We start from the raw sequence: 14383 nt of genomic DNA on the forward strand, positions 1-14383 counted from the left end.
GGGTATAACTGGCAAGCAGAACAAGCTAATACGGTATGGTTAGATATAGGCTTTTTAGAAAACAAACGAGATTCCTCATTAATGCAAAACATATTACTAGCATATTATAATATTGAAAAAATGTAAAATTGGTGATTTTTTATAGGGGTAATTCCAAATTTTCTAGCGTTTTAATTTGATGACTCGTCGGTAATAATGGGATTAATCGAAATAGAAATAAATTAATAAAATTCAGTATGTTAAAAAAATGATAATTTATACTGGATTGCTTTATTAGTCTCGTCGAGTCGTTAAAAAAGTCCATAGTGTGATGATGAAGATACTTCAATTAAAAAAAGAAAAATTATTAAAATTGCTGCTAGCGTAATCAATGTTTCATGAAGCTATTTGTGCTATAAAATAGCAGATACAAATCAATCCCCTTAATACCTTTGTTTCTCTGAGATATAGCTCATAACTAACGAGCTATTATTCGGTTATCTCGAATTATTTGATTGAAATATCTGCATTGATATTTTTAGTGGCAGATGGATTATTTAAGGGAGGTAAAATATGATTAGGAATATTATTAATATATTGTTTTTATTTATTTTTTTATTTTCCGACTATTTTGAAATCTGGGGCATCAACAGCAATGAATATTAATCAGCTAAAAAGCTTTGTTGAGGTCGTGAAGAATGACTTCAATATTACCAATACCGCAGAAAAACTTTACACATCTCAGCCGACCATAAGTAAACAATTAAAGATATTAGAAGATGAGCTTAATCTTTCACTATTTAATCGTAAAAATAATAATTTGATTTCGTTGAGCGAAAAAGGCGAGCAGGTACATAAAGTTGCCAGTGAAATTATCGCGCAATTAGAAAAAATTAAAAGTATTGTGACTGAAGACGATGTAGGTCAAAAAATAAACTTAAATATTGCGACGACTCATACCCAGATCCGTTATAAACTGCCAGAAGTTATCGACAAGTTTAAAGCCTTATATCCTAATGTATCATTGCATTTTCACCAAGGTGCTCCAGCGCAGATGGCTGAAATGGTTAAGAATGGAGATGTTGATTTTGCGATAGCGACCGAATCTATGCATCTGTATGAAGATTTAATTATTTTACCTTGTTATCGTTGGACGCGGAGTGTAGTGGTGCCCCATGAGCATCCATTAACGCAGCTAGAACATATCACGATTGAAGATTTAGCCGCTTATCCTTTAATTACTTATGTTTTTGGTTTCAATGGACGCTCAAAACTGGATAAAGTATTTTATCAGCACAATTTAACGCCGAATATTGCGTTAACCGCAACAGATACTGAGATTATTAAGTATTATGTGAAGCGCGGGATTGGTATTGGGGTAATTGCGACGGTCGCCTTTGATGAGAGTGATCAAGATACGCTAACCTGTATTAATATTGACCATTTAGTCCAGCCAAGTTATACCCATATTTGTTTAAATAAACACACCCATCTAAAAGATTATATGTACGAGTTTATTTCGTTGTATGCGCCACATATTGATAAAAATACCATTCAATTAAGTGAACAACTACAGTCTGTCAGTCATCCAGCAGAAACTTATCACTCGTTGCCGTTACTTAATTAATATTATCGAGCTGATATAAAAAAACCTCCGTGCAGTTTAAAACCGCCGGAGGTTTTTTTATTCACTGATAGTGTCTTATCGGGTGACCAAATTAACGAAAATCTGTGCACCTACTAGCAAGCAATCATCATCGACAAAATAAGGATTAGCATGCAGATAGTTGTTTATTCCCTTACTTTTGTTTCCGCTGCCTAAGAAGAATAAACCACCAACACGATCTTTTGTGGCATTGATCATGTAGCTGAAGTCTTCACTGCCAGTCATCGGTTTACCTTGCGAATCAATGTTCTCCGCCGGTAAGAATTTACTGGCTGCCGCGAGGATTTCAGCATGGGCGTTTTGGTGATTTTCAATAGCGGGATAGCCAGCATATTCGAGGGTTGTTTTAAAGCCACCGGCTTCACTACGAGCGACAATTTCGTTAAAACTAGCTTTGAGAATCGCATCGGTATTTTCGTCCATCGCGCGGATAGTACCACGAGCTTGAACATAATCGGCGATAGCATTAGGAATAGTTCCGCCATTAATCATGCCACAGCCAAATACCGCTGGGCTGAAAGGATCGGTTTTTTTGGCAACAATATAGTCCATGTAGTCGATTAATCGCGTCGCTTCCCGAATAGCATCTAAGCCTTTATGTGGGGTGGAGCCATGCGCAGAAACACCTCGGACGGTCAGAGTCCAAGCTGAGCCCCAAGAAGACATGACACCCGCATTAAAGCGAATGCAGCCAGTTTCTATCGCTCCATCGTTATGCAATGCGTATACTTCATCGACGCCATCCATACATCCGAGTTCAACCATTTTATCCGCACCCGGAATGCGCATATCCTCTTCTGCCATTTGGAAAATAAAACGCACATTATGGCTCATTTCATGCTGATGCTCGGCCAGATATTTTGCCGTAGTCAGCGCAATGGTCATATGGGTATCGTGACCACAATTATGCGCGCAACCTTCATGGGTTGAACTGAACTCATTATTGGTCATATCCGGCATTTCTAAGCCGTCCATATCCGCACGAATTGCAATGAGTGGTTTGCTAGGGTCGATGATTAAATTGGCTGTAAATCCGGTAAAACCATCATAAGTGGTAATTTCATAGCCAAAACTAGACATCAGGTCACGGCAATATTTCGATGTTTTAAATTCTTCGCCTGATAGCTCAGGGATTTGATGTAAATCCTGTCGTGTTTTCTTACTGAAGCTATTTAATTTAAATAGCTCTTCACTGACGTTATATAAATTATTCACTAGATGACTCCCTGAAGACTAAATCCGATTTGAGCAACAATTGATGCGCCAAAGAAACAGCATGTGGAAACAATCATAAAAATTAAGATAACTTTCCATGACATTTTCTTCAACTCTTCTAATTGCCCACCAACAGATAACCCAGCAAAAGCTAATAATGGAACACAGCAAGATAAGAAAGAAACTTTACCAATGGAATCAATAAAGAATTCTCTTACCGGTGTTTCTGGTAAACAAATAAGAATGCCGATAATTGTCGCATAGGCAAATGCGGGTAATGAGGATGGCAAATAATGCTTAGCAACGAGTGATACAAATACCACCAAAGACATCGCAATAAAGCTATCCCACATATTATAAATAGCAATCCCTGATGTTAGCGTTTGAGTAAACATAGCCAGTACAATAGCTAGGAATACAAATTTCATATCTATTATTATATTTTTCATACGGTTTTCTCTTTATTGAAAATTTTATAAATCTTCTCTGAAAGAGGGAGACCCAGATATGTCAGTGAAAGAGCACCCAAAGCAGAAGATAATAAATTTGATGCTGCGGCCACACTTAATACTTGCTGTGCGAGAGTTTCATCTAACCCATTAATTAATGCACCTGATGCGGCACTAAGCATTGAACCAGAACCTACGCCAGATCCCGCAGCTAGTGCTAGAGGATGTAAGCCCGTCAATGGTGCGATGCTACCTAATACGCTGAACCATAAAGTACCAATAACTGAACCACAGAGATAAATAGCGAGAACACCAATATATTCTTGTGAGCCGGTACCGAATTTATTTTGAATAACAGCGATGGATGGCTCACGGCTAATCGAAGAACAAGCCCCTATTGCTCTGCGCCCGAAACCAAATTTAATTGCTAGTGGTACTGCGATCAATACAGGTAATAAATTACCAATTTCTTGTACAAATAATGGAATACCAACGCTGAGGATCATTTTAAGATTCGGGACAATCATCCCCGCATATTGAGTACCCAGAATTAATAAACTAAAGCCAACCATTTTCCCGCAGAAACTTTCTTCTTTATTTGTAAATAGTTTTCCCCAGATTTTAATTTTTTTGCGTACGATACCTGCTGACATTACCATGCCGAGAATGACTGCAAATAACATGGGCAAAATAGGTATGACTGCAATGCCTATTTTAATTTCTTTTTTCCCAATAACATATTGTGAAATAAAAATTAAGAATAAGACTGACAGAACGCTGACGATGAATATCTTCATCGGGCTTCTATTATTCTCCATTCTTTTTCTCCAGTGATTTTATAATAATTAAATTTGTATGTACCCAAGAAACCATAATTCTAAATATAACAACGAGGTGGAAAATGACATTTATATTGTAGGGGATATATTCCCTGATATAGCGTGATGTAGGTCATACTTGTTCCATACCTGTTTTTCATGGTGGATGCATTAATATTATTGATGAAAGTATAATTTAATTAATTTGAACGATAGGTATTGATAAAGTATGAGTAACATCACACGATTAATTGGGCAGATTTAAATAGTTGACAATCTATCAATAATGGGTAAAAAATAACCCTAGGTCGTATTATAGAAATATGATACAAAAAATCTTACTTATCCTAATGTTAATCTCTTCTTTAGATAATTTCCGAGCATTATCTTGTTCTAGTCAATCAGCATCAGTTGTCGGTATGAACTACCATTTTAATTGACTACTATATACATATGCTACTTCAAGCAGCTGGATGCTGTGTTATGGACTTTGGGTTATAGAGACGAAGTTATTGAAGTAAAAGATATAATTTGCAGGGCATTTCACTGCGGTGATATTTTTATGTGGTGGTCTGTATCAATGCCCGCGTTTACTTTCTCCGACGGTAAAAAGAGTATGTTATGAAAAAACAGACAGTAGCATCTTATGTGGCCAAAATTCTTGATAATGCGGGCGTTAAACGTATTTGGGGCGTAACTGGTGATTCCCTTAATGGGCTCAGTGACAGTCTTCGCCGTTTGGGAACGATTGAATGGCTAGGAACGCGTCATGAAGAAGTGGCGGCATTTGCTGCCGGTGCAGAAGCTCAATTAACCGGTGAACTTGCGGTGTGTGCGGGATCTTGTGGGCCGGGCAACATGCATTTAATCAACGGATTGTATGATTGCCATCGTAATCGTGTGCCGGTATTGGCGATTGCTGCTCATATTCCTTCCAGTGAAATTGGGACTAATTATTTTCAGGAAACCCATCCTCAAGAGCTATTTCGCGAATGTAGCCATTATTGTGAGATGGTTACCAATCCCGATCAAATTGCCCAAGTTCTGGGTATTGCGATGCGTAAAGCTATTTTAGAGCGCGGTGTTTCTGTGGTTGTTCTTCCTGGGGATATTGCTTTACAAGCAGCGCCAGAAGATGCTCATGAAGCTTGGTATCAGCCTCAAGCTCCTATTATTATGCCTCAGAATAGTGAAATAGAAAAATTAGCGCAGTTATTGAATGATTCAAAAAATATCACCTTAATGTGCGGTAATGGCTGTGCGGGCGCGCACGCAGAAGTAATGGCGTTAGCAGAGACGTTAAAAGCACCGATTGTGCACGCCTTGCGTGGTAAAGAGCATATAGAGTGGGATAATCCATATAGCGTTGGTATGACAGGATTGATAGGATTTTCATCAGGTTATCAGGCTATGATGAACGCGGATACCTTAGTACTGTTAGGTACTCAGTTCCCTTATCGCGCCTTTTATCCAACCGATGCTAAAATTATTCAAATTGATATTAATGCTGGTAGCTTGGGCTCACATTGCCATCTTGATATGGGATTGATTGGCGATATCAAAACCACATTAACAGCATTACAACCGCAGCTAACCGCCAAGCAAGATACACACCATTTAGAAAAAGCGCTGAAACATTATACGGAAGCACGAGCAGATCTAGACTCTCTAGCAAAACCGGGAAATGAAGGATTGATCCATCCGCAGTTTGTCGCGAAAAAAATAAGTGAGCTTGCTAACGATGATGCGATCTTCACTTGTGACGTGGGAACACCGACAGTTTGGGCTGCGCGTTATCTAAAAATGAATGGTAAACGCCGTTTATTAGGCTCGTTCAATCATGGCTCGATGGCAAATGCGATGCCTCAAGCCATTGGTGCCCAATCTGTCGATCGTGATCGCCAGGTGATTGCTATGAGTGGTGATGGCGGATTTACTATGCTGATGGGTGACTTTTTATCGTTAGCTCAAATGCAATTGCCGGTTAAAGTGGTTATTTTTAATAACAGCGTCTTAGGTTTCGTAGCGATGGAAATGAAAGCAGGCGGTTATTTGACGGATGGCACAGATTTGCATAATCCTGATTTTGCTGCAGTGGCAAATGCTGCGGGTATCAAAGGCATTCGAATTGAAAAGAGCGAAGATTTAGAGGCTGGATTGAAAGAAGCTTTTGCTCATGATGGCCCAGTAATTGTTGATGTGGTTACGGCAAAACAAGAGTTATCAATGCCGCCAGAAATCAATTTCCAACAAGCTAAAGGATTTAGCCTGTACATGATGAAAGCGATCATCAATGGCCGTGGTGATGAAATTTTAGAGCTGGCTAAAACAAATTGGCTACGTTAATAGTCTAAAATAGCAGGTATTTATTCAATACATCCAAGCCGTGGGTATTAATTACTCACGGCTTAATACATTGAATTTATTGTTATTTCTGCTTTGATTTCCATTCAGTGTACAGCGCTTCGATATTACCAGAAGTCAGGATTTTCATAACTTGCTTTAGTTCGTCGAGTGGCCATGACCACCATTTCATTTCGAGTAACATAGCAATTTTATCATCACTAAATCTTTTGCGGATCACTCTGGCAGGGTTACCGGCGACGACCGTGTAAGGTTCGACATTTTTGGTGATTAACGCGCGTGTTCCAATAATTGCGCCATCTCCAATAGTGATACCGGGTAAAATCATCGCTTCTGCACCAATCCAAACATCATTACCAATTACCGTGTCTCCGGCATTTTGATAGCCATTAATAGCATCATTAAAAGCAGGTTCTTCCTTCATATAATGGAAGGGGAAGGTTGAAATCCACTCCATTTGGTGACCTTGATTACCGGCCATGATAAATGCGGCACCACTGCCAATAGAACAAAAACTGCCGATAATTAATTTATCCACATCGATACGGTCAGGCATGAGATAGCGGGCACAATCATCGAAAGAGTGACCATGATAATAACCAGAATAATAACTAAATCGACCCACTTTAATGTTTGGGTTAGTTATTTGGTCAGCAATTATTGTTCCTCTAAACGGGCTTTCAAAGAAATTTTCCATCATTGATATTCTTATAATTAATTATTTTGACTGGCCATTAGGCCGCATATTTTATTGAATAGATAAGCGAGTTATATACTATTAAGTTAAAGCAAAAACATTAAATTACCATCGAGGTATTAAATCGAGTGTACACTGAAAATCGATGCTAAACAGCAGACGTCATGCAGGAAGGTGATAAAGCCGGAGTTTTTATCCATTTTTTAAGGGGCAGTTAATGATTACTACGAAGAGAGTTTATGAAAGTGTGTCAGCTACCGATGGATATCGAGTGCTGATTGACCGGCTATGGCCTCGAGGCGTTAAAAAAGTAGATTTACCTTATAATGAATGGAATAAAAGTGTTGCGCCTTCAACCGAGTTAAGAAAATGGTTTCATCAGCATAGTGATCAATTCGAACAATTTTCTCAGCGTTATATGGCAGAGTTACAACATTGCCCAGCGGCTTGGTGGCCGTTAGTCGAGAAAGCACAGCATGGTTATTTAACGCTATTGTATGCGGCGAAAGATATCAGACATAATCACGCGAAAGTATTAAAGTTATTCCTAGAGGAACAAATAAAGCAACAAACCGTGCAGAAAATAGAATAGAGAGCGTCTATTTTGGGAATTATTTTACCGAGTTAATCTGTTAAGCGATTAACTGGCATAAATGATTGAGATTGGTTAGATAGAAAAAACCAGCTCATCAGGATGATAAGCTGGCTGATTGAGATCACGCTAGAATTAACAATTATTCAGCAAATTTTTTAGCTGCGGTATGTTGCGCTAACCATTGGGCAATGCCGTGTTTTTCTTCATCATTCAGCCACATACCCAGTTTTGTTCTACGCCAGATTGCATCATCAAGTTCGACGACCCACTCATTTTCCACCAAATAACGTAATTCAGCTTCATAAACGTTGTGGCCAAAACTTTGGCCTAAATCGTTGAGTGAATCTGCGCCTTGTAAAATTAATGCACTATTGCTGCCGTAGGTGCGTGCGTAGCGTAGCGCGATGCCTTCAGGTAGCCATGGGTGGCGCTGACGCAGTAAGCGTGAATAACCATCGCGATCACAACCTTCAATATCGCCGCCCGGTAGCTGCCCATTTTTGGTCCAAGGTTGACCCGCATGCGGATAATAGCTGACTAGTTTATCAATTGCATGCTCTGCGAGCTTACGGTAAGTGGTTAATTTACCGCCGAAAACAGAGAGCAAAGGTGCTTTGCCGTTATCATCATGAACATCTAACGTGTAGTCGCGAGTAATGGCTTGTGGTGAATCAGATTCATCGTCACACAGAGGACGAACACCAGAATAAGTCCAAGCGATATCCTCTTTGCTCAACTGTTTTTTGAAATGATCATTATAAACTTTCAATAAATAGTTGATTTCATTGTCATCGATATGCACATCTTTTGGATCGCCGTTGTATTCTACATCGGTAGTACCGATGATAGAGAATTCATCCATCCAAGGGATCACAAAGACAATACGGTTATCTTCATTCTGTAAAATATAGGCTTGTGGTTCATCATGAGCACGTGGAACCACAATATGACTGCCTTTAATTAGACGGATACCGTAAGGTGATTTCAGTTTTAAGCCATCATCGAAGAACTCTTTTACCCAAGGCCCTGTGGCGTTAACTAAGCCTTTCGCTTTCCAGCTTTCTTTTTTGCCAGAGCGCAGGTCTTCGGCTTCAACTACCCACAGGCCATCTTCACGGTAAGCGCGAGTGACTTTAGTACGAGTGCGGACTTCACCGTTTTTTCTCACCACTTCTTGTGCGTTTAATACCACTAAACGCGCATCATCAACCCAACAGTCTGAGTATTCAAACCCTTTTTTCAGCTCAGGTTTTAAGACTGAATGTTCGCCAAATGATAGGCTTTTACTGCCAGGTAAGCTGACGCGTTTTCCTAAATGATCGTATAAGAATAAACCGATACGGATCATCCAAGCGGGGCGCAGATGAGGTTGATGTGGAAGCCGGAAGCGCATTGGAAATGCGATATGTGGTGCCAGTTTTAATAGCACTTCGCGTTCTGCCAGTGCTTCACTGACAAGACGAAATTCGTAATGTTCCAGATAGCGTAAGCCACCGTGGATAAGTTTTGAACTCGCGGATGAGGTTGCACTTGCTAAGTCTTGCGCTTCAAGCAGCAACACTGATAACCCACGGCCAGCAGCGTCTGCTGCAATACCAGCGCCGTTGATACCGCCGCCGATCACGATCAAGTCTTTAGTTTCCATGCATACCCCTGAGATGTTCGGATTATTTCTATAATGTTCGATTTCGCTCATTAATTGTAATGAAAATTCATTAATAAGCCAACTATTAACCGATAAAAAATACAAACGCGTGATATAGATAACAATTTATTTTCATATCCCTACATAATGTAGGTTATTCGGCGGGCTTTTAGGGCATAAAAAGGTATAACTATGATTTTTGGTGACCATGATGAGCGTGATAAATGAAAAGAGAATAGGCTGAAAACTGGGAAAATAGAAGAGAAATGGCAGCATAGTACTGCCATTAAACAGATAAATATTAAGCTGAAATTAGCATAGCTCCAGTTGCACGTTATGCTGTCCAATTACTTGTTGGATGCTATCTGGTGGCATTTTATCGGTAAATAAATAATCAATTAAATTCATATTACCGAGATTTACCATAGCGTTACGACCAAATTTTGAATGATCGGTAACTAACATAACGCAGCGAGAGTTTTCGATAATTGCGCGTTTAGTTCGAACCTCATGATAATCGAATTCGAGCAAAGAGCCGTCGGTATCGATACCGCTGATCCCTAGGATCCCATAATCAAGCCGAAATTGTGAGATGAAATCTAAGGTAGCTTCACCTACGATCCCGCCATCACGGGTACGGACTTCTCCGCCCGCTAAGATTAAACGAAAATCTTCTTTCGGACTAAGCAGAGTGGCAACATTGAGATTATTGGTCACGACCCGGAGATTCTTGTGATTAAACAAGGCATGAGCAACCGCTTCTGGCGTTGTTCCGATATCAATAAATAGCGTTGCGCCATCGGGAATTTGACTGGCGACGCGTTGGGCGATACGTGCCTTTTCATCTGACCACATAATTTTACGGTCATGATAGGCGGTATTTACCGAGCTAGACGGCAACGCAGCTCCACCGTGATGACGCTGAATTTTATTTTGTTCGGCGAGTTCGTTTAGGTCACGACGAATAGTTTGAGGACTGACCTCAAAATGTTCCACCAGTTCTTCAGTGCTGACATAGCCTTGAATACGGACAAGTTCGATAATCGCATCATGTCGCTGTGTTTGCTTCACAGTAGTTGACCTCTAATAATTTATTAACGTCACTGAGAGTGCTTAGAGCTAAATGTATGCCTATTATCCCATACTCCCATCAATAAGCCGATGATTAACCCCGAAGTATGTGCGGCATTAGCAATATGCATTCCTAAAATATCGAAATAGCCAAAGAACAGCCAGAGAATTGAGAATGCCATTAGCCCCCGAGGTATCCCGAGACCGCGTTCTGGTTGCCTCTCTCCCATTAACCAAACATAGCTTATTAGCGCGTAAACGACACCAGATAGCCCGCCAAAGTTAGGTCCACTGAACACCGATTGTCCCCAGTTGCTGAATAATGCGGCAACCAGTGTAATAGTTAATAGTTTACCGAAACCGAGTTGACGCTCAACTTGGCCGGCTAAATACCACCATAACGCTAAATTAAAGGCGATATGTGAAATTGAAAAATGTAGAAATGCGGGCGTAAACCAACGCCAAAGTTCCGCTTTTTGATGATCCATCGGCCAAGCTAAATAGCTCATAACATTGTGATTTGAGGTTATTTGCATCCATAGATAAACCACAATACACAAGCCAAGAACACCTATCGTCAATGGTCCAGATTGGCTTTTTAAATAACCAAACGTGAGATAATTCGGATATTGAAAATGGTTATTGGTATCTCCAGTTTGCCAACTAGCCGCTTGATAGCGAGCATCTAATGGATTGTGTAAAAACTCGGTCAGCTGCTGTTGAACTTGATCTATATGCTGATTATCTAACAGCCATAATTCAACCTGATGGTTATTATTGGCTGGGCGCATTTCCAATTGAATATTCTGGGTGGCCATATAATCAACAAAAGCCTGAGCGATGCGTGGATTATCGAGAGATATTACATGGATCATCAGTATGGGTAGCCTAATTAAAGTGATGTAACCGCGTGTGGATACTGCTTAAGCCAAGCTTCAAAACCGCCACGGATACTGTAGACCGTTTCAAAACCAAGATTAATTAAATATTGTGCAGCGCCTTGACTGCTGATGCCATGGTAACACATCACCATCACGGGTTTATCGTAGTCGGCATCTTTGGTAAATGCATTAATACTGTCGTTCGTCAGATGAAATGCTCCGTTGGCATGGCCGGCACGAAAACTTTGAGGGTCACGGATATCGACTAATAACGCAGTGCCTTCAGATAAAAACTGCTGGGCTTGTTCGGGTGATATTGTTTGAAAATAGTCCATAGGATCTCTAAATCTGTGTTAATTATCGGTCTTTAGGTGATGATATTGCGTTTATTTTTATTCCGTTACGACGTTGCCGGCGCAATATTTCTGATTAAATGCTCATTACGTTTTATATTTATGCTTAGCTTTTTTATCCCGTCTATAATGGGTTCAAATGCTGGGTTTATCATCGATATAGTGAATGTGAAGATAAAATATAAGCTTCTGCAATCGGATGCAATGTAAGTTATTTAGGAAGTGTTCGAATTGTTTGAATTATTCAGGGTATCTAAATGATATACCCTGAATTTATTTATTCATTTGGTGCCTTTGCAGGCTATCACCAGTATATCAGCTTGCCTATTAATAATGACGGCAATAGAGCCGTCATTGATATTACGTGTAGAGGATCAATAGTATGAGTGATCGCCACGCTGATGTTCGGTAAGGTCTCGAACGCCTTTTAACTCATCGGCAAACATATTCAATAACTCTTTTTCGATCCCTTCTTTTAAGGTGACATCAACCATTGAACAGCCGTTACAACCGCCACCAAATTGCAGAATTGCAAAGCCTTCATCGGTGATTTCCATCAACGAGACTTTACCGCCATGGCTGGCGAGTTGTGGGTTAATTTGAGATTGCAAAACGTATTCAACGCGCTCAACTAATGGTGAGTCGTCAGACACTTTACGCATTTTCGCATTTGGTGCTTTTAAGGTCAGCTGTGAACCTAATTGGTCGGTGACAAAATCTATTTCTGCATCTTCTAAGAACGGTGCGCTGATTTCATCAACATACGCTGATAATTGCTCAAATTTTAATTCGGTATCTGTGGCTTCGACTGCATCAGGTGGGCAGTAAGAAACACCGCATTCCGCAGAAGGAGTACCTGGATTAATCACAAACACTCTAATTTGCGTTCCGGGTTCTTGATTTGCCAGCAGTTTGACAAAATGGGCCTGTGCCGCTTCTGTAATATTAATCATCATATTTTTGCTCGCTACTCAATAATAGTTGACTGCTTTAGTTGGTTATAATACGCCCATTCTACCCTGATCTACAAGGTGCGGCATATAGACCATGCCTGTACAGTGCTTGCACCCGCACAAATAAGCAATTCTGCCGCGCTATTCATGGTGGTACCGGTGGTAATAACGTCATCAAATAGGGCGATATGCCGTTCTTGTACCGAGCCATGTAAGGAGAATGCGTGTTGCAAATTGCGCTGTCGTTGGGTGCGATTCAGTGTTGTCTGCGTTAGTGTATCACGACTCCGAGTTAATAATTCGCTTGAATATTCTATGTTCAACCATTTAGCTATTAACTCACCGATTTGATTAACTTGGTCGAATCCTCGCTGCCAACGCCGTCGCCGATGCAGTGGTATTCCGATGATAATATTTGGTTTATTCCATTTTAATTGGCGATAGCCATGCAGCCAGCGCAACACAAATAGCCGGGCTAGTGTATGGGATAATTGGGGATGAGGATGAAACTTATATTGCTGAATCAGATTGCGTAAAGGGGCAATATAAGGAGTTACCGCAATTAATTTTTGCCATGCTGGAGGAGTGACTAAACATTCGCCACAGGTTATTTTATTGTATTCAATAGATTGCGCGCAGCGAGAGCAGGCGAGGGGATAACTCGGTAATTGGCGATAGCAGAAAGAGCATATTCCCTGACAGGGTAATTTTAATCGTTGATGGCATAGCCAACAGTAGCCTTCGATTGCTAGCATAAGGGCTTCCCGGGAAGAAAAAGAGAGTGTAACAATGGCAGAGCTATACTGGCAGACAGTAGGAGAAGGTAAACAAGATATTGTATTGCTGCATGGTTGGGGGCTGAATGCGGAAGTATGGCGTTCCATTGCTTTGCGAGGCGCTGGGCAATATCGTTTTCATTTAGTTGACTTGCCGGGATATGGCCGTAGTCAGGAATTTCCAGCGATGTCACTGCAACATATGTCTGATCAGATTTGGCAGCATGCAACGCAAATACTGACTCAGCCAGCAATTTGGTTAGGTTGGTCATTAGGTGGGCTGGTCGCTAGTCGTATTGCCATTGATCATGCTGCACAAATAACGGGATTAGCGACTGTGGCTTCATCGCCATGTTTTCATCAGCAAGATGACGGCTGGCCGGGAATTAAGCCCGAGATATTGAGTGGTTTTGAGCAGCAATTAGCTCATCATTTTCAGCGAACCGTTGAGCGCTTTTTGGCTTTACAGACGCTGGGTACTGCTAGCGCCCGTGAAGATGCGCGTTTGCTCAAATCTATTGTGCTTGAATTACCGATACCTAAGGTTGAAATTCTTAATGCGGGATTAGAAATTTTACGCACGGTAGATTTAAGGCAGTCGCTGAAAGAGATATCGATACCATTTTTACGGATTTATGGTTATTTGGATGGCTTAGTACCACGCCGAGTGGTGCCATTAATTGATGATTTATATCCTAGCTCATCGTCGGCGATAATGCGTAATTGTGCACATGCACCTTTTATCTCGCATCCAGAAGAATTTTTAGCGTTATTGGCTGATTTTACTGCTTCGATTGACGACCAAAAACAGTGTGAGTTAAGGCCAAAATAGTTGGTGGACTAGCGGAGCAATGCCTCGCTAGTCTAATATAGATTTAATCAATAAATCATAGGGTTGTGCTTGAGAGAGTTAAGTTGTGT

14 protein-coding genes are annotated in these 14383 nt (G+C 40.6%); 4 read left to right on the forward strand and 10 right to left on the reverse strand.

Translation table 11 applies throughout. The features are described 5' to 3' along the window. Positions 1-634: 634 nt before the first annotated feature. Positions 635-1606, forward strand: coding sequence for a LysR substrate-binding domain-containing protein (locus M992_RS03570; protein ID WP_053907351.1), 972 nt, complete (start codon positions 635-637; stop codon positions 1604-1606). Between the two features lie 75 nt (positions 1607-1681). Here the strand turns inward: M992_RS03570 and M992_RS03575 are convergent, their stop codons facing one another. The 3 genes from M992_RS03575 to M992_RS03585 are packed head-to-tail and all read right to left on the reverse strand — an operon-like array spanning position 1682 to position 4127. Further along, positions 1682-2860: a M20 metallopeptidase family protein gene (locus M992_RS03575; protein ID WP_053907352.1), complete on the reverse strand. Its 1179-nt coding sequence runs from the start codon at positions 2858-2860 to the stop codon at positions 1682-1684. Then, on the reverse strand, positions 2860-3309 hold the full coding sequence (locus tag M992_RS03580) for a hypothetical protein (protein WP_047255964.1): 450 nt from the start codon (positions 3307-3309) through the stop codon (positions 2860-2862). The genes M992_RS03575 and M992_RS03580 overlap by 1 nt, the downstream gene beginning before the upstream one ends. Further along, entirely contained in the window at positions 3306-4127 is an 822-nt protein-coding gene (locus M992_RS03585) for a DUF3100 domain-containing protein (protein ID WP_053907353.1), read from the reverse strand. The genes M992_RS03580 and M992_RS03585 overlap by 4 nt, the downstream gene beginning before the upstream one ends. Before the next feature lie 621 nt (positions 4128-4748). Between M992_RS03585 and poxB the strand changes: the two genes are divergently transcribed. Then, positions 4749-6473, forward strand: coding sequence for a ubiquinone-dependent pyruvate dehydrogenase (poxB, locus tag M992_RS03590; RefSeq protein WP_053907354.1), 1725 nt, complete (start codon positions 4749-4751; stop codon positions 6471-6473). 82 nt (positions 6474-6555) lie between these two features. Here poxB and catB read toward each other — a convergent pair whose 3' ends face one another. After that, on the reverse strand, positions 6556-7188 hold the full coding sequence (gene catB, locus M992_RS03595) for a type B chloramphenicol O-acetyltransferase (RefSeq protein WP_047255974.1): 633 nt from the start codon (positions 7186-7188) through the stop codon (positions 6556-6558). 217 nt (positions 7189-7405) lie between these two features. Here catB and M992_RS03600 point away from each other — a divergent pair, with 217 nt between their 5' ends. Further along, a complete protein-coding gene (locus M992_RS03600) occupies positions 7406-7780 on the forward strand; it encodes a DUF488 domain-containing protein (protein ID WP_053907355.1) in 375 nt (124 codons plus the stop codon). 142 nt (positions 7781-7922) lie between these two features. Here M992_RS03600 and glpD read toward each other — a convergent pair whose 3' ends face one another. From glpD to M992_RS03630, 6 genes are all read right to left on the reverse strand, one after another. Beyond that, positions 7923-9428, reverse strand: a complete 1506-nt coding sequence (gene glpD / locus M992_RS03605) for a glycerol-3-phosphate dehydrogenase (protein WP_053907356.1) — start codon at positions 9426-9428, stop codon at positions 7923-7925. 312 nt (positions 9429-9740) lie between these two features. Continuing rightward, entirely contained in the window at positions 9741-10499 is a 759-nt protein-coding gene (locus M992_RS03610) for a DeoR/GlpR family transcriptional regulator (protein ID WP_047255968.1), read from the reverse strand. Positions 10500-10528: 29 nt separating this feature from the next. Beyond that, positions 10529-11374 (reverse strand): rhomboid family intramembrane serine protease GlpG, encoded by an 846-nt coding sequence (gene glpG, locus M992_RS03615; RefSeq protein WP_047255969.1) that lies wholly within the window; start codon positions 11372-11374, stop codon positions 10529-10531. A 17-nt stretch (positions 11375-11391) separates the two neighbouring features. Then, positions 11392-11715 carry a thiosulfate sulfurtransferase GlpE gene (gene glpE / locus M992_RS03620; RefSeq protein WP_053907357.1) on the reverse strand — a complete coding sequence of 108 codons (324 nt, stop codon included), beginning with the start codon at positions 11713-11715 and terminating at the stop codon, positions 11392-11394. A gap of 392 nt (positions 11716-12107) precedes the next feature. Next, on the reverse strand, positions 12108-12686 hold the full coding sequence (gene nfuA / locus M992_RS03625; protein WP_047255976.1) for a Fe-S biogenesis protein NfuA: 579 nt from the start codon (positions 12684-12686) through the stop codon (positions 12108-12110). A 71-nt stretch (positions 12687-12757) separates the two neighbouring features. Then, a complete protein-coding gene (locus M992_RS03630; protein WP_053907358.1) occupies positions 12758-13441 on the reverse strand; it encodes a hypothetical protein in 684 nt (227 codons plus the stop codon). A gap of 34 nt (positions 13442-13475) precedes the next feature. Here M992_RS03630 and bioH point away from each other — a divergent pair, with 34 nt between their 5' ends. Further along, complete coding sequence (gene bioH / locus M992_RS03635; protein ID WP_053907359.1) at positions 13476-14294, forward strand: pimeloyl-ACP methyl ester esterase BioH; 819 nt, start codon at positions 13476-13478, stop codon at positions 14292-14294. The last annotated feature ends 89 nt before the right edge of the window (positions 14295-14383 follow it).

Origin of the sequence: Moellerella wisconsensis ATCC 35017 (assembly GCF_001294465.1) — a bacterium.
In the GTDB taxonomy this organism is placed as follows: domain Bacteria; phylum Pseudomonadota; class Gammaproteobacteria; order Enterobacterales; family Enterobacteriaceae; genus Moellerella; species Moellerella wisconsensis.